The sequence below is a fragment of the Neorhizobium galegae genome (genome assembly GCF_017877055.1).
Taxonomy (GTDB): domain Bacteria; phylum Pseudomonadota; class Alphaproteobacteria; order Rhizobiales; family Rhizobiaceae; genus Neorhizobium; species Neorhizobium galegae_D.
Genome location: NZ_JAGIPG010000001.1, coordinates 328,621 through 344,785, shown reverse-complemented (window position 1 = coordinate 344,785; position 16,165 = coordinate 328,621). Strand labels below are relative to the sequence as shown.

The window sequence follows — 16,165 nt, the reverse complement described above, 5'->3', positions numbered from 1 at the left end:
ATTCGAGCGTATAATAAGCGTCGGCAGCCGTGAGAAGAACGGCTGTGCCGTTCGGGAGATGAACCGTGAACCGCCGCACCTACCACAGGGCAAGCGAAGCCGAGCGGCGCGAGGATCTGATTGCCGCGACGCTCGATTGCATCGCCGAATCCGGCATCCAGGGTGCCACGGTCCGCCAGATTGCCATGCGTGCCGGTGTCACCGGCGGGCTCATCCGGCACTATTTCAGCGGCAAGGACCAGATGCTGCAGGCCGCCTACCGCAAGGTGATGGCCGGCATGACCGAGACGGCGGTTGCTGCCGCGATCGAGGGCGAGACGGCCCGCTCGCGCCTGCGCCGCTTCATCGTCGCCAATGTGACGCCGCCGGTGACCGACCCGCGCACGCTGTCGCTGTGGGCCGCCTTCATCAGCCATATCCAGACCGACCAGAGCTTCGCCGCCATCCACCGCGAGAACTATCTGTCCTTCCTGGAGGCGCTGGAAACCCTGTTGTCCGCCTTCTTCGTCGAAGAAAGGCGAGCGCTGAGCCCTGCCCAGTGCCGCACCTATGCGATCGGGGTCAACGCGCTGGTCGATGGCCTCTGGCTGGAGGGTACGCTTGCGGCCGATACGTTTGCGGAACACGAACTCGCAGAAAATGCCCTGATCTCGGTGGAGGCGCTGCTGCGCCTGCAACCCGGCGAGCTTACGGCCGAGCAACGATAAGAAAAGGAAACACCGATGCGCTATGCCTCGATCACCGACCGCCTCGCCCATCTCGGCTCCGGCCGCTGGGCGCTCCACCTGACCGCCCGCCGCATGCAGGCATCAGGCGAGGACATCATCGAACTCACCATCGGCGAACCGGACGCCAAGCCGGACAAGGCTCTGCTCGACGAGGCGACGCGCGCCATGTATGCCGGCCGTACCCGTTATTCCAACGGTCGCGGCGAACCATCGGTACTGAAGGCGCTGGTCGAAAAATATTCGAAGCGCCGCGCAGGTGTCACCGAGCGCAATTTCCTCTGTTTCCCCGGCACCCAGACCGCGCTCTACGGCGTCATGACCGGTCTCGTCGAAGCCGGTGACGGCGTGCTTGTCGGCGATCCCCTCTATGCGACCTATGAAGGCGTCATCGCCTCGACCGGCGCGCATATGATCCCCGTGCCGCTGCGCCCCGAGAAGAAATTCCATCTCCAGGCCGAGGACCTCGAACGGGCGATCACGCCGGAGGCCCGCGTCCTCCTCCTCAACACGCCGCACAACCCGACCGGCGCGGTGCTGACCGCCGCCGAGATCGCCGCCATCGGCGAGGTCTGCCGCAAGCATGACCTCTGGATCGTCTCGGACGAGGTTTACGAGCAGTTGATCTTCGAAGGCACGCCCTTCGCCTCGCCCTTCGATATTCCGGCACTGGCCGAACGCACCATCGCCGTCTCGTCGATCTCGAAATCTCACGCCGCCCCCGGCTTCCGCAGCGGCTGGGCCGCCGGTCCGGAAGAGTTCTGTGAAAGACTGCTGCCAGTCTCCGAGACCATGCTCTTCGGCGTGCAACCCTTCATCTCCGACATGACCGCCATGGCGCTGTCGCAGCATTTCGACACCGCCGACGTGATGCGGGCAAACTATCGCCGCCGCGCGACGATCGTCGAACAGGCCTTTGCCGGCAGCAACCTCGTCAAGCCGATGCCGCCGGAAGGAGGCATGTTCATCCTGCTCGACGTGACTGCCACTGGCCTCAACGGCGAGGAATTCGCCTGGGAACTGCTGCGCGAGGAGAAGGTGGCCGTCATGCCCGGCACTTCCTTTGGCGATCAGGCCGCAGGTTTTCTGCGCATCTCGCTGACGGTGCCGGATGATGTGGTTGCGACAGCCATGGACCGTATCGCAGACCTCGCGGGCCGCGTTGCATCCGCCGGCCGTGACCGCGCGATGACGCCGATGGCGTGAGCGGAATTCGGGTTGGCCCTTCCGCCAGGGGATAATCTGCCCACTCCGGACTTGCCGGCAGTTCCCGATTGATCTGCCAAAGCGAGGCGGTCTATCCTCGCTTCGGGTTGATTTGAAAACTGCACATTGGAGGAGCGCAACATGCCCCATGTTATCGTCAAAATGATCGAGGGCCGCTCCGAAGAGCAGAAGCAGGCGCTGACGGCGGAAGTGACCAAGGCGGTCATGACCGCCCTCGGCTCTGCCGAGAGTTCCGTATCGGTCGCAATCCAGGACTTCCCGCGGGACGCCTGGACGGACAAGGTCTACGTACCGGATATCCAGGGGCAACCGGAACTCGTCTACAAGAAGCCCGGTTACGATCCCTTCAAGTAATCGGCTGATCCCGGAAAATTGGCGATCTCTTCCGTCGGCGGCTCCCAACCGAAGACGCTGCGGCCGCCCCATTCGTGCGAGCGTCGGAACTCGCCGGCGACGATTTCCTTCAAGTCCGGGCCGGTCACATACCGTTCCATCTGGCGGGCCTGGTCGTCGAGCCGCTTCAGCGCCTGAAGCTCCTCCTCTCGGCCGAGCCTTGCCTTGCCGACCGCCGACTTCATCACCTTGATCGTTTCGTCATAGACTTTCAGCGGCACCGGAAACGGATGCCGGTCCTTGCCGCCATGGGCGAGCGAGAAGCGCGCTGGATCGGAAAACCGGCAGGGCGCGCCATGCACCACCTCGGCGACCATGGCGAGCGCCTTGACCGTCCGCGCCCCGACGCCCGGCATCAGCAGCAGGTTCTCGAAATCTTCAGGCCCGCGATCGGCCGCCGCCGCCAGCGTCCCATGCAGCCGTTTCATGTTGACGTCCTCCTCGCGGACATCGTGATGCGCCGGCATGATCAGGTGCGGCAGCATCGGCTGCGCCGTTTCCTTCGTCTTGCGAGCCGGTTCGATGGCGATCACCTCACGGACGATCCGGTCCGGCCCGAGCGTCGCGAGCAGGTCGAGCTGGCCTTTGCGGGAGGCCTCGGCGCGGTGGTCGGCGAGGTTGACAATCTCGCCCTGCTGCCGGCCCTCGATCGCCGCATGCGGGGAATCGACGAAGCTTTTCAGCCCCTCGGAAATCCAGTGGTAACGCCGGGCCTGGCGCTTGTCGCCGTTCATTCCCTGCTGCACCACCACCCATTTGCCGTCATCGGTGACGATGAAGCCGTGCAGATAGAGATCGAAACCGTCCTGCACCGCGGCGCTGTCCACCTTGGCGACCAGCCGGCTGGTGGTCGCAAGGCCGCTGCCGTCTATGCCGACGCGGTTGCCGATCGCGATCAGCTCGTCCGGCGTCTGCCTCGAATTTTTGCCGCGGCCGCCGCAGACATGGATGCCGAGTTCGCCGGCCATCGGCGCCAGCCCGCGTTTGAGGGCGCCGAGAACGCTGGTGGTGATGCCGGACGAGTGCCAGTCCATGCCCATGACGCAGCCGAAGGACTGGAACCAGAAGGGATGCGCCAGTCGCCGTAAAAGTTCGTCGCGGCCGTATTCGATGACGATCGCCTGGGTGATGACGGCGCCGAGCTTGGTCATGCGCTCGCCGAGCCACCGGGGAACCCGGCCGCCGTGAAGAGGAAGATCGGCGCTGCCTGCTCTTTGAACCATGCTCCGCTTATATACGGACGCCGATACTCACGATAGGGAAAAGTTCTGCAAACGTTCCCGCAGCAGCCCGATCGTCGGCACGTCCGCATTGGCAAAGGCGAAGCGCAGGTAATCCTGCTGGCTCTCCCCGAAATAGGCGCCCGGAATGCAGACGACGCCGGCCTGTTTCGCAAGCTTTTCCGCCACTTCCGCCGCGGTCCTGCCCGGGAAAGGATGCCGCACGAAGGCGAAATAGGCGCCGATCGCATCGAGCTTCCAGTCGTTGACGGAGCGCATCACCGCCTTCAGCGCATCGGCGCGGCGGCCGATCTCCTGGCGGTTTTCCTCGCGCCAGCCGGCGAGAAGCGGCAGCGCCTGGGCAACGGCAGCCTGGGCGGCGCGCGGCGCGCAGATCTGCAGGTTGTCCATGATCTTGGCGATCTGCTCCACCGCCACCGGGCCGGCCGTGATCGCGCCCAGCCGGTGGCCGGGGATGCAGAAGGATTTCGAAAAACTGTAGAGGCTGATCAGCATGTCTTCCCAGCCGTCGAGACTGAATAGCGTGTGCGGCGCCTGACCTGCCACGAGCAGAAAATCGCGATAGGTTTCGTCGAGGATCAGCCAGATACCCTTTTCCCGGCAGAGCCTGAAGATCACTTCGAGCAGCGACGGCGGATAGATCGCCCCGGTCGGGTTGTTTGGCGAGACGAGCGCCAGCGCCCGCACGTCGCCGGTGATCGCGGCTTCAAGCCGGACGAGATCCGGCAGGAAACCATTGGCGGCTTCGCACGCCACGAAAGCGGTCTTGACGTCCATCATCGCCAGCGTCGTTTCATGGTTGAAATAGAAGGGCTCGGTCATCAGCACCGTATTGCCGGGACCAGCCACCGTCATCGCTGCGCAAACGAAGGCCTGGTTGCAGCCGGATGTGATGTGAATGTTCTTGAGGCCGATGCCTGCGCCGTAAACTTCGGAGACATGTGCGGCATAGGCGGTCCGAAGCCCTGCCTCGCCCTCGATCGGGCCATAACCGGTGAACGCCGTCGAGGATGCCATCTCGCCAAGCAGCCTCAGCATCTCCGGATGGGCAGGATATCCGGGCACGGCCTGCGAAAGGTCGATCACCGGTCCCTTCGACCCGTCATAGGCACGCCCCCAGGCGGCGACGGACGGGACGGGCGGAGGGCTGAGCTTTTCGATAAGGGGATTGAAGGCAGGCATGATTTTCCGAGCGCAGAATTTCCAAAACAGACAATTGCCAAAACGGACAATTGATTGCCTTTCTTGTTTATCAGATTATCGGGCGACGCAAGGAGAACCGGATATGGCCGACGAGATTGAGCCCGAGGATTCGAAGCTCACCATCACCAAACGGAAATGGGCGGAGCAAGGCAAGTTCCTGACCGGCCGCATAACAAGACCGGAAACCGACCGGCTGCCGCCGGGCCAGCATCTGGTCAAGAACTGGCCGGTGCTGGACCTTGGCCAGCAGCCGCAGGTTTCGACCGAGCGCTGGAAACTCGACGTGCGCGGCCTCGTCAACAACCGCAGAACTTTGGACTGGGCGGCTTTCCAGGCCCTGCCGCAGACCGAGATGCGCTCCGATATCCATTGCGTGACCACCTGGTCCCGCTACGACAACAATTGGAAAGGTGTCTCGACCCGCGATTTCCTCGATCTCGTCGATCCGCAGGAAGAGGCCGTTGCCGTCATGCTGACCAGCTATGACGGCTACACCACCAACCTGCTGCTCTCGGATTTCGCCTCGCCGGACGCAATCATCGTCACGGAGTGGGAGGGCAAGCCGCTGAGTGAGGAGCATGGCGGGCCGGTGCGGCTGGTAGTGCCGCACCTCTATTTCTGGAAGAGCGCCAAATGGCTCAACCGGATCGAGTTCCTGGACCGGGATCAGGCCGGCTTCTGGGAGAAGAACGGCTACCATATGCGCGGCGACCCCTGGTCCGAGGAGCGTTATTCGGACGACTGAGGGTCAGCCGAAATTGACGAGATTCAGTCCAGGCAGCGGGCCGCCGGGGAACTGCGCCAGCTTGGCCCCGACCGCAAGAGGCCCGAGATCGATGCCGAAGAAACCGAGCTTCTCCGCCAAGGAGGCGACTTCCGTCTTTGCCGCCGCGTCGTCGCCCGAATAGAACAGCACCCGTTTTCCGCCCTCGGAAGACGGATCGGCCTCGACCAGCTTCGCGAACAGATGGTTGAAGGCCTTTACAACGCGTGCGCCAGGGACAAGATCCGAGACGATCTCGCTGGAAAGACGGCCATTGAGTTCGGCCGGCTTGTAGAGCGGCGCTTCGATCGGATTGTTCGCATCGATGACGATCCGGCCGTTCCAGGCCGGCAGGCCGGCGAGCGCGGTCGGCAGCTTCGACCACGGAACCGCGATCAGCACGATATCGGCGCTTGCGGCCTCTTCGATCGTGCCGGCCGAAATCCACGGCGAAAGCTCGGCCGCCAGTTCTGCGAGCGAGGCCGGGCCGCGGCTGTTGGCGATGGTGGCGCGCACGCCGCTACGGGCAAGAGCGCGGGCGAAAGCTGCGCCGATATTGCCGGCGCCGATGATACCGATAGTCATTATGTGATACTCCGCGTGTTTCGATGACGGGAATATCGCCTCTGGATTAGCCTTCGATAAGCCGGCAATAATGCCAATCACCTTCAATCGATCATTGAAAATCGGCTCACCATGGAAAGCCTCGCCAATCTGCAGTCCTTCGTGCGCAGCGCTGAACTCGGCAGCTTCTCCGCTGCGGCGAGGCGGCTGGCGCTGACGCCCGCGGCCGTCAGCCGCAATGTCGCGATGCTGGAGAAGAACCTCGGCACCCGCCTCTTCCAGCGCAGCACGCGAAGACTGACGCTGACGGAGGCGGGCGAGCGCTTCTTGTCGGAGATCCGCGATCACGTCGAGGCGCTCCAGGCCGCCATCGCTGCGGTCTCTTCGGAAGGCGTCGAACCGGCGGGCGTGCTGAAGGTCAGCATGAGCCCGCATTTCGGGACGGGTTATATCCTCCCTCTGCTGCCCGAGTTCATGGCCCGTTACCCGCTGATCCGGCCGGACTGGACGTTTGAGAACCGGCAGGTCGATATGATCGCTGAAGGATATGACGCCGCGATCGGCGGCGGCTTCGAACTGACGCCCGGCGCGGTCGCCCGGGTCCTGGCCCCGGCCCATATCGTCCTGGTCGCTTCGCCCGCCTACATGAGGGACAGGCCCATGCCGGCCAATCCGGCAGACCTTGCAAGCCTCGACGGCATCCATATGCGTTCCTCCAATACCGGTCTTATTCGCCAATGGGTGATGCGAAATGCCAGCGGTGACGAAATGCCGGTGGCCCTGAGGGAAAAGATGGTGCTCAACGACCCGGCCGCCATTGCTCACGCCGCAGGCCTCGGCCTCGGTGCCGCAATGATCGCGATGCCCGATGCCTTATCGTATATGGAGAGCGGTACGCTCGTCCGCCTGCTGCCCGACTGGTATGCGGATATCGGGCCGATCTCGATCTACTACGCCAGCAAGACGCTGCTGCCGGCAAAGACACGCGTCTTTATCGACTTCGTGGTCGAACATTTCCGGAAGGAGCGTCTGGCCGAACGTTTTGCCGGCAGCCTCGGGGCATCCAACATGCCGAAGCGAAAATAGGCGCACCCGGCCGAAACCGGACGCGCCAGATCGATCAGATCAGCTTTTCGAGCGTGATCGGCAGGTCGCGGACGCGTTTGCCGGTCGCGTGGAAGACCGCGTTTGCGATCGCCGGCGCGACGCCGACGATGCCGACCTCGCCCACACCCTTGCCGCCAAGCGCCGAGGCGCCGTAGTCGGGAACACCGACCGAGATTACCTCGATATGCGGCACGTCCGCGTTGGTGGGCACCAGATAGTCGCCCATATTGCCGTTGACGGTGCGGCCGTTGCGCTGATCGACGAGACCTTCCTCGAGCAGCGCCTGGCCGATGCCCATGATGATGCCGCCCCGCCACTGGCTTTCCACCAGCCGCGGATTGTAGAGCCGGCCGCAATCGAAGGCCGAGACAATCCGGGACACCCGTACCGTTCCAAAATCCTCGTCCACCCGCACTTCGGCGAAATGGGCGCACCAACTGTGCATGGAATATTCGCCCATGGTCGGCCCCTGAACCTTTGCCATGCTCGTCCAGGCCTGATGTTGCTCCTGGGCGGTAGCACCTTCCGGCAGCGTATTCCTCAGGATCTCGATCTCGTCGCGACCGAGCGCCGCCATCAGTTCCGAAAGCGTGAGCGACGGACCTTGATCGCGGGGAGCGGCAATTCGGCCACCGCTGAAGGTCAGCGTATTGGCGCCGGTATCGCGGAGCGGCGATTTCTCGTCGTTGAGCGCCAGCCCGATCAGTTCGTCACGGGCCGCCGTCGCCGCCTTGTGCACGGCACCGAGGATGGAGCCCGCCAGCATCGAGCCGCCGGCAATCGCCGCACCCGGCAGCCGGGAATCCCCAAGATGAACCTCGACCTGGTCGACGGGAATGCCGAACACTTCGGCTGCCGTCTGGGCAAGGATCGTGTAGGTCCCCTGCCCCATGTCGATCGCACCACTGACGACCTCGACGCGGCCATTGCCGAGGATGCGGATCATCGCCTCGCTCGGCGCCTGGATGACCGGGAACGTGCCGCAGCCGATGCCCCAGCCGATGAGCTGGTTGCCGTCGCGCATGGAGCGTGGTTCATGGCTGCGTTTCGACCAGCCGAAGGCTTCCGCACCTTCGGTCAGCGCTTCGCGCAGCCGGCGGGTCGACCACGGTTTCCCCGACTGATAGTCGTGATCGGCATAGTTCTTGAGCCGCAGTTCAAGCGGGTCCATGCCGAGCTTGTAGGCCAGTTCCTCCATCGCGCTTTCGATGCCGAAGGCACTGGGGTTCTTGCCTGGACCCCGCAGCGCGCCGGGCGTGACGGCGTTGACCGGCACGACCCGATGCTGCGACGAAAAATTCTCGACCTTGTAGAGGATCGGCGTCGCAGCACCTGTCTGCTCTGGCCAATCCGCATAGGTAGAGGTCTCGCTGGCGCCGCGATGAACGATCGCCTGCAGGATGCCGTCTTCCGTCGCACCGATCTTGATCCGCTGGCGCGTCGCGGCGCGACCGCCATAGTTGGTGAAATTCTGTGGTCGCGTCAGCGCAAGCTTTACCGGCCGGCCGAGCTTCCTGGACGCGAAGGCCGCCACCGCGCCATGGGCGAGCGCCGCCCCCTTCGAGCCGAACCCGCCGCCGATGAACGGAGAGATCAGCCGGACATTTTCATAAGGAATGCCAAACCATTCGGAATAGCTGCGCGCCATGCCATGCGACCACTGGCTCGGCTCCCAGACCGTGATCTGGTCGCCATCCCACTTTACGGTCAGCCCATGCGGCTCCATGGCGACGTGGTATTCACGCGGCGTCGAATATTCACCCTCGATCTGAACGGGTGCGTCCGCAAGTGCGGCCTCGGCATCCCCCCATCCGGAGGTGAGATTGTCCATCACCTTGCCTTCGCCGGCAGCCGTATCATTGAAGCTTGCGACATGCGGCGTCTGCTCATAGGTGATGCAGATCAGCCTTGCCGCCTCGACCGCCTGTTCGCGGCTTTCCGCGACGACGGCGGCGATCGACTGGCCATTGTATTGCACCTGCCGCGGCAGCGGATAATACGGCTGGTTTTCCGGGCGATTGCCACCCCAGTCGGAGGCAACCAGGAGACCCATGTCGTCATCCGGCGTCAGCACCATCAGCACGCCCGGGGCCGCAAGCGCCTTTTCCGCATCGACCGAAACGACGCGCCCAGCCGGAATGGTGCTCTGCACGAGGATGGCATAGGCGAGGCCTTCGACCGGATATTCCAGCGCATAGGTCGCGCCACCGGTGACCTTCAGATTGCCTTCGAAGCGCGTTTGACGACCGCCGACAGTCCCGTCGGAAGCATCGCCGTGTTTGCGGGGTTCCATGATGGTCATACGAGACCTCCAACTTTCAGGATGGCGCGGGCGACGACGCGCGGCGCAAGTTCGATCTTGTAGTGATTGGCGCCATGCGAAACGGCACCTTCCATGGCGAGCCGGCTCGCTACCTCGACGGTTTCAGGGCTGAGCACTTTGCCGGTCAGCGCCTGTTCGACGTTACGAGCCCGCCACGGCTTTGTGGCGACGCCGCCGAGAGCGACGCGGATATCGCGTACCGTCCTGCCGTCCGCCTCGAATTCCAGCCCGACGGCGGCACTCGCTGCGGCAAATTCATAGGACTGCCGGTCGCGGACTTTCAGATAGGTCGAGTTTTTCGCTGCGGCCGAGGCCGGCACGGTGATCGCGGTGATCATCTCGCCTCGTTCCAGCACGGTTTCGCGCTCCGGCGTATTGCCCGGCGTCAGGAAAAAATCGTCGACCGAGATCGTCCGACCTCCGAGTTCGACAACGGCGTCGAAAGCCACGAGGGCAACGGCGAGGTCACCGGGATAGCTCGCAATGCAGGTATCGCTCGTGCCGAGGACGGCATGGTTGCGGGTGACCCCGCCAAGCGCCGAACAGCCGGAGCCGGGATTGCGCTTGTGGCAGGCCGGAAACACATCCGGCTCGCGGAAATACGAACAGCGCGTCCGCTGCAACAGGTTACCGCCGATCGTCGCCATGTTGCGCAGCTGGGCGGAGGCCGCCAGTGACAGGGATTCCGAAACTGCCGGGAAAGCTGCACGGATGCCGGCGTGATCGGCGACCTCGCCCATCTTGGCAAGCGCGCCGATCGTTGCGCCGCCGGCATCGACGGTGATCCGTCCGAGCCCGGGGAGATGGGTGATGTCAACAACGGTTTCCGGCTCCATCACGCCGCATTTTGCAAGATCGAGAAGCGTCGTACCGCCGGCGAGCAGCATGGCGCCGGACTGCAGCGCCGCGTGGCGAGCCTCATCGGCAGACGAGGCTCGGTAATAGGAAAAATCTCTCATCACGCCATCTCCGCTGCTTCGCGCACCGCCGCGACGATGTTGTTATAGGCCCCGCACCGACAGAGATTGCCGGACATGTATTCGCGGATTTCCTCGTCGGATCCCGCATGACCCTCGCGGATGCAGGCAACTGCGGACATGATCTGGCCGGGCGTGCAATAGCCGCATTGGAATGCGTCATGCTCCACGAAAGCAGCCTGGACGGGGTGCAGCTCGCCGTTCTCGGCGGCGATCCCCTCGATCGTGGTGATCTGCCGGCCTTCGACCTGGGCCGCAAGCGTCAGACAGGAAAGCACACGGCTGCCGTCCACATGACAGGTGCAGGCACCGCACTGGCCCTGGTCGCAGCCCTTCTTGGTGCCGGTCAGCGCCAGATGTTCGCGCAGCGCATCGAGCAGGGTGACGCGTGGCTCGACATCGAGTTCGTGCCGCCTCCCGTTGATATCGAGCGAAAGATGGATGGTTCGTGTCATGGATCGAGCTCCTGCCATTGTCACGAGAATGAGAACTTTAAAGTCTGGAACGGACTGGCCAATTGGCTGTGATGCCCTAGATGATGTCCGGCGAGACAAACACCGGCACATTTCGGCATGACATCCGTCCTCCTCTGGACTAAGAAGTGGAAGGCAATCCGGATAACCGGAGGCGCCTCCGTTTAAACTAGTGGCTCACGGATTTTCGTCAAGCCCTCATTTGCCTGGAGCAATATTTTGGCCTCGGCCGAGCCGAAGACGACATCACCCGCATCGACCAGGCTTCGCGCCGATGCACGCCGCAACCACGAAAAGCTGGTCGAGGTGGCGGCCGCAGCCTTTGCGGAAAAGGGCGTCGAGACTTCGCTGGAAGATATAGCACGGCAGGCCGGCGTCGGCATCGGCACGCTTTACCGCCATTTTCCAAGCCGCGAGCATCTTGTCGAGGTGGTCTATCGCCGCGAGCTCGAAGGCCTGGCGAGCGCCGCCACGGAACTTGCAAGGCAACATTCGCCGGACATGGCGCTCGAGGAATGGATGCGGCGCTTCGTGGGCTACATCGCCACCAAGCGCGGCATGGCCAACAGCCTGCGCATCCTCATGACCTCCAACTCCTCTCTTTTTTCCGAGGGCTCGGGCCTCATCCGCGGCGCGCTGGAAAGTCTTTTGAAGACTGCAGCCGATGAAGGATGTATCCGCCGCGACATCGAAACGACCGATCTCCTGCACGCGTTGTCGAGCATCTATTCCATGCCGGAATCGCCCGAATGGCGTGAGCGGTCGCACCGCCTGATCGGTCTGCTGATGGACGGCCTGCGGACCCGCAGATAACACGTGCTACAGGCATCGGATCCGCATCGGAACCGCCTGTCACCTAGGCTAGATTTCGCATCTCGTTTGAACGGAAAATCAAGCAATCCAGGATTGACAGGTATCCTGTTACTACGCCCGCCCGATTCCAATATTATCATTATAAAATAAATGGATAGCAGAAGGGTAATTTCGGATTTTCTGCCTCAAAAAATCATCAAAAGTCATTCTATACTATCAAAATTCAATCTGTCGTTAAAGAGTTTGACCTTAATCTCCGGGTACCGCGCGACCGCCATCCGGTGTAGCGCAAGAGCCGGTATGAGACCGGTTCTCTTCCCACACTGCCAGATATCAGATCCGCGCGTGAAAACGCGTCGCCTCATTCGAGGCCTCACCATTTCCGGAGCCGAACCTCATGTCCCGACTCTCCATTCGCAGCTCGCTCATCGCCGTCTTCGGCGCGATTGCGGCGCTCGTCGCCGTTCTCGCCTGGGCGGCCATTTCCTCGCTCTCCAATGTCGCCGGAAATCTCACGACGATTTCGCAAAACTCGATGCCGAGCGTCCAGGCCTCGAAGAATATCGAGACGGCCCTTCTCGGAATGACGGTCGCTTATATGGGCCATCTGACGACGACCTCGGACTTCGGGATGGAGACTGCGGAAAAGCTGATCGCCCAGCAGTCCGGTGCTCTCAAGGCTGCTCTCCAGACCTACATGCCGCTGATCTCCAGCGATCAGGAAAAGCAGATCATCGACCAGATCCAGACGGGCATCGACAAATACGTCCTCAACGGGCAGAAGATGCTGGACTTCTCCCGCAAGGCCTCCGACGCGCGCGCCCGCGTTGAGATGGAAAAGATGCGCGTCACCATCCTGCCGGTCATGGAAGCCGTAACCAGGCTGGTCAAGTTGAACACGGACGAGGCGGCCCTCGAAACCGCCAAGGCGGAAACGACCTATTCCACCGCGCTCACCACGATGGAAATCATCCTCGGCATTGTCTTCCTGCTGATCGTTGGTGCCGCCGTCTACGTGATGTCCGGTATCGCCCGCCCCATCCAGCGCATCACGGCGTCGATGAGCGGCCTTGCCGCCGGCGACACCGCTACCGAAATCCCCTTTGCAGGACGCCGGGACGAAGTCGGCGCGATGGCCGGTGCCGTGGAAGTCTTCCGCCAGGCCGCGATCTCCAACAGGCAGCTTCAGGATCAGGCGGAGGAAGCCCGCGCCCAAGCCGAAGCCGACCGCATCCGCCTGCAGGAAGAGGCGGAAGCCTCCGCTCGGGACCGCCTCCAGCAAGCGACCTCCGGCCTCGCAGCCGGCCTGCGCCGCCTTGCCTCCGGCGATCTCGCCTTCCAGCTCAACGAGCCCTTCGCTCCGGATTTCGAAGCCCTGCGCGAAGACCTGAACTCCGCCGTGTCCGGCCTCGGCGCAGCACTCTCGGAAGTCGCCGGCTCCGCCCAGTCGATCGACAGCGGTTCGCGTGAAGTCAGCCAGAGCGCCGACGACCTTTCCAAGCGGACCGAACAGCAGGCAGCCTCGCTCGAAGAGACCGCCGCCGCCCTCGACGAAATCACCGCTAACGTCTCGAACTCTTCCAAGCGTGCGGACGAAGCAAAGATGATCGCCCTGCAGGCAAATTCCAGCGCCACCCAGTCGGGCGCGGTCGTCGCCAACGCTGTCGATGCGATGCAGCGCATCGAACAATCGTCCAACCAGATCTCCAACATCATCGGCGTGATCGACGAGATCGCCTTCCAGACCAACCTCCTGGCGCTGAATGCCGGCGTCGAAGCAGCCCGTGCCGGTGACGCCGGCAAGGGTTTCGCGGTCGTCGCCCAGGAAGTCCGCGAACTCGCCCAGCGTTCGGCCAATGCCGCCAAGGAGATCAAGGATCTCATCCGCAAGTCGGGTGCCGAGGTCCAGAACGGCGTCAAGCTGGTGCGCGAGACCGGCGACGCGCTGAAGACGATCGAATCCCACGTCGTCACCATCAACGAGCATATCAATGCCATCGCCATCGCCGCCCGCGAACAGTCGGTCGGCCTCGCCGAAGTCAATACGGCCGTCAACCAGATGGACCAGGTGACCCAGCAGAACGCCGCGATGGTCGAGGAAACCAACGCTGCCGGCGCCAACCTCGCCTCGGAAAGCACCAAGCTGCGTGATCTCCTCACCCGCTTCAAGCTTTCGGAAGGCGGCCAGCGTTCCGGAATGCGGCAGCGCCCGGCCTACGGCTCCGCTCCGGCCCCGGTCGGCCGAAATGCGGCTCCGCAGGAATCCCCGGCTCGCCGCCTTGCACAGCGCGTCAGCAAGTCCTTCGGCGGCGGCGCGGCTGCCGCAACCGCCGAATCTCAGTGGACGGAATTCTGATTCGCTGACCAAAACGTCTCTCTTTGAGGCGCTTAAATGTCGCTCTTCGACGGCCCGGCCTCTGCCATCTGGCGCAGGAGCCGGGCCGTTTCGTCATTGGCGGGAAAGAAGGATTCGACCGCCAGTTCCGACAGCGTCACATCCACCGGGGTTCCGAAGACCGTCGTGGTCGAGATGAAGGACAAAAGCCCGGCCTCCGTCCGCAATTCCATCGGCACTGCAATACCCGCATAGTCGTGTCTCGGCACTGATTTCGACGCCCCTTCCGGCTTCGGATAGCCGGACAGCTCTTCCAGCAGTGTCTGAAGAATACGGTCGCCCGTCGCAGCAATCTGCTGGTGCAGCCGTTCGAGCAGGTGGTTGCGCCATTCGACAAGATTGGCGATGTGAGACGCAAGGCCCCGCGGATGCAGGCTGAGACGCAGGACGTTCACCGGCCCCTCGATCAGCGACCGGTCCGCAACGCCTGCAAGCAGCGGCGCCACCGCGGCATTGGCGGCGACCAGCGTCCAGTGCCGGTCGATCGCGAGTGCCGGAAACGGCTCGTGGCCCTTCAGCACCATATCGATTGCCCGCCGCGCCGGCTGAAGTGCCGGATCGTCGAGCTTGCGTTCGGCAAAGACCGGCGCAAAACCGGCGGCGAGCAGCATCGGATTGCGCTCGCGGAGCGGCACTTCAAGCCGCTCCGCCAGATGCAGGAGCATGTCCCGGCTCGGGGCCGCCCGCCCGCTTTCGATGAAGCTCAAATGCCGCTGCGAGATATCGGCCTCCAGCGCCAGGTCGAGCTGGCTCATGCGCCGGCGGCGGCGCCATTCGCGCAGGAAGTCACCGAGAGGACGGGCGGGTGCAAGGGCCGTCATGCGGCAGCCGGGACCTGATCGAGGAACCCGTAGACCGACTTCAGCCGGCCGTTTTCCAGGATGGCGAAATCCGTGCCCTTGATCAGCGCCTCGCCACCTTCCGGGCCAAGCCCCCAGGAAAAGCGCAGATTGTCGTCATAACCGTCGGCCGCGCCGATCAGCGTGAAGCGGAACCCCGGAAACCGCGCCTGGACGCCCTCGACCAGCGATCCAATCCGCTCATGGCCTTCGCCGCGCATCAACGGATCGACGTAAAGCCCATCCTCCGCCCACGTCTCCGCGATCATCGCCTTGCGGCGGATGGCGTCGGTCTCGTTCCAGATTGCGAGATAACGTTCGGCATTGCTGTTCGCATCGGTCATGTCTTTTCTCCTTGAGATCGCCCGGCTCGTTGCAGGCAGGGGGATCATGCGGGAGGGCATGCATCGTCTCAATTACGCGGCAGGTAATAACTATCGCGCCGAAAACGCAAGCCTTGCACCGAGCACCACAAAGGCGCCGGCGAAGACGCGCCGCATCCAGGCAAGGATACTCGGCCGCGAGATCACGTGATTTCTCACGGAGGCGGCGAACAGCCCGTAGACGACGAAAATGCCAAAAGTCATCAGCATGAACGCGAGGCTGAGCTCGGTCATACGCAGAAGGGGCGCGGTCTCGTCCGGGCCAACGAACTGCGGCAGGAAGGCGAAAAAGAAAATCGACAGTTTCGGGTTGAGCAGATTGGCGAGGATGGCCGACACGATCACCTGCCAGGCGGATTTCGGCGTCCGGTCCGCTTCCACCGCAAGCGCCCCCTTTTCCTTCAGCACCTGCCACGCCATGAACAGGAGATAGGCGACACCGAGATATCTGATGAACTCGAACGCAAATGCGCTGGCATGCAGCAGCGCCGCGAGGCCGGAGACCGCCGCGATCATATGCGGCAGGGTACCGAGCGTGCAGCCGAAAGCGGCAACGAGGCTCGCCCGCGCTCCGCCCGACAGGCCGGCGGCGAGCGTGATCAGCACGCCGGTACCCGGCGAGGCGACGACGATGAAGGAGGTGATGAGAAATTCCAGGCTCATGGGTCGATCCTTTCGAGATGTTTGCCCACAGCTACCGAAGACCGGATCGTTGATCTTGAACGAAATTGCAGGCCGG

Annotated in this window: 16 protein-coding genes; 7 read left to right on the top strand and 9 right to left on the bottom strand. The window is 63.2% G+C overall.

Annotation, left to right across the window (positions count from 1 at the left end; all coding sequences use genetic code 11):
- Positions 1 to 65 precede the first annotated feature (65 nt).
- From J2857_RS01375 to J2857_RS01365, 3 genes are all read left to right on the top strand, one after another.
- Positions 66 to 707: a TetR family transcriptional regulator C-terminal domain-containing protein gene (locus J2857_RS01375; protein WP_210008202.1), complete on the top strand. Its 642-nt coding sequence runs from the start codon at positions 66 to 68 to the stop codon at positions 705 to 707.
- 15 nt (positions 708 to 722) lie between these two features.
- Positions 723 to 1,931 carry a pyridoxal phosphate-dependent aminotransferase gene (locus tag J2857_RS01370; RefSeq protein ID WP_210008201.1) on the top strand — a complete coding sequence of 403 codons (1,209 nt, stop codon included), beginning with the start codon at positions 723 to 725 and terminating at the stop codon, positions 1,929 to 1,931.
- 141 nt (positions 1,932 to 2,072) lie between these two features.
- Positions 2,073 to 2,306 (top strand): tautomerase family protein, encoded by a 234-nt coding sequence (locus tag J2857_RS01365; RefSeq protein ID WP_038590168.1) that lies wholly within the window; start codon positions 2,073 to 2,075, stop codon positions 2,304 to 2,306.
- On the opposite strand, the gene J2857_RS01360 is transcribed toward J2857_RS01365, so the two are convergent.
- Both J2857_RS01360 and J2857_RS01355 read right to left on the bottom strand, forming a co-directional pair.
- Positions 2,288 to 3,568 (bottom strand): DUF763 domain-containing protein, encoded by a 1,281-nt coding sequence (locus tag J2857_RS01360; protein WP_210008200.1) that lies wholly within the window; start codon positions 3,566 to 3,568, stop codon positions 2,288 to 2,290. The genes J2857_RS01365 and J2857_RS01360 overlap by 19 nt on opposite strands.
- A 27-nt stretch (positions 3,569 to 3,595) precedes the next feature.
- Positions 3,596 to 4,768, bottom strand: a complete 1,173-nt coding sequence (locus J2857_RS01355; protein WP_210008199.1) for an aminotransferase — start codon at positions 4,766 to 4,768, stop codon at positions 3,596 to 3,598.
- Positions 4,769 to 4,871: 103 nt separating this feature from the next.
- Here J2857_RS01355 and J2857_RS01350 point away from each other — a divergent pair, with 103 nt between their 5' ends.
- Entirely contained in the window at positions 4,872 to 5,534 is a 663-nt protein-coding gene (locus J2857_RS01350; RefSeq protein ID WP_210008198.1) for a sulfite oxidase-like oxidoreductase, read from the top strand.
- Positions 5,535 to 5,537: 3 nt separating this feature from the next.
- On the opposite strand, the gene J2857_RS01345 is transcribed toward J2857_RS01350, so the two are convergent.
- Complete coding sequence (locus J2857_RS01345; RefSeq protein WP_210008197.1) at positions 5,538 to 6,137, bottom strand: NADPH-dependent F420 reductase; 600 nt, start codon at positions 6,135 to 6,137, stop codon at positions 5,538 to 5,540.
- Between the two features lie 111 nt (positions 6,138 to 6,248).
- Between J2857_RS01345 and J2857_RS01340 the strand changes: the two genes are divergently transcribed.
- Complete coding sequence (locus tag J2857_RS01340) at positions 6,249 to 7,202, top strand: LysR family transcriptional regulator (protein ID WP_210008196.1); 954 nt, start codon at positions 6,249 to 6,251, stop codon at positions 7,200 to 7,202.
- A 34-nt stretch (positions 7,203 to 7,236) separates the two neighbouring features.
- Here the strand turns inward: J2857_RS01340 and J2857_RS01335 are convergent, their stop codons facing one another.
- From J2857_RS01335 to J2857_RS01325, 3 genes are read right to left on the bottom strand one after another with little or no spacing between them, the layout of a single operon-like run.
- Positions 7,237 to 9,525: a xanthine dehydrogenase family protein molybdopterin-binding subunit gene (locus J2857_RS01335; RefSeq protein ID WP_210008195.1), complete on the bottom strand. Its 2,289-nt coding sequence runs from the start codon at positions 9,523 to 9,525 to the stop codon at positions 7,237 to 7,239.
- Positions 9,522 to 10,505 carry an FAD binding domain-containing protein gene (locus J2857_RS01330; RefSeq protein ID WP_210008194.1) on the bottom strand — a complete coding sequence of 328 codons (984 nt, stop codon included), beginning with the start codon at positions 10,503 to 10,505 and terminating at the stop codon, positions 9,522 to 9,524. The genes J2857_RS01335 and J2857_RS01330 overlap by 4 nt, the downstream gene beginning before the upstream one ends.
- Positions 10,505 to 10,978 (bottom strand): (2Fe-2S)-binding protein, encoded by a 474-nt coding sequence (locus J2857_RS01325; protein WP_210008193.1) that lies wholly within the window; start codon positions 10,976 to 10,978, stop codon positions 10,505 to 10,507. The genes J2857_RS01330 and J2857_RS01325 overlap by 1 nt, the downstream gene beginning before the upstream one ends.
- A gap of 237 nt (positions 10,979 to 11,215) precedes the next feature.
- Here J2857_RS01325 and J2857_RS01320 point away from each other — a divergent pair, with 237 nt between their 5' ends.
- Positions 11,216 to 11,809 (top strand): TetR/AcrR family transcriptional regulator, encoded by a 594-nt coding sequence (locus tag J2857_RS01320; protein WP_210008192.1) that lies wholly within the window; start codon positions 11,216 to 11,218, stop codon positions 11,807 to 11,809.
- Between the two features lie 397 nt (positions 11,810 to 12,206).
- Positions 12,207 to 14,165, top strand: a complete 1,959-nt coding sequence (locus tag J2857_RS01315; protein WP_210008191.1) for a methyl-accepting chemotaxis protein — start codon at positions 12,207 to 12,209, stop codon at positions 14,163 to 14,165.
- 32 nt (positions 14,166 to 14,197) lie between these two features.
- Here the strand turns inward: J2857_RS01315 and J2857_RS01310 are convergent, their stop codons facing one another.
- From J2857_RS01310 to J2857_RS01300, 3 genes are all read right to left on the bottom strand, one after another.
- Complete coding sequence (locus J2857_RS01310) at positions 14,198 to 15,025, bottom strand: helix-turn-helix domain-containing protein (RefSeq protein ID WP_210008190.1); 828 nt, start codon at positions 15,023 to 15,025, stop codon at positions 14,198 to 14,200.
- Positions 15,022 to 15,387 (bottom strand): nuclear transport factor 2 family protein, encoded by a 366-nt coding sequence (locus J2857_RS01305; protein WP_210008189.1) that lies wholly within the window; start codon positions 15,385 to 15,387, stop codon positions 15,022 to 15,024. Before J2857_RS01305 ends, J2857_RS01310 begins: the two co-directional genes overlap by 4 nt.
- Before the next feature lie 90 nt (positions 15,388 to 15,477).
- A complete protein-coding gene (locus J2857_RS01300) occupies positions 15,478 to 16,089 on the bottom strand; it encodes a LysE family translocator (RefSeq protein ID WP_210008188.1) in 612 nt (203 codons plus the stop codon).
- Positions 16,090 to 16,165 lie beyond the last annotated feature (76 nt).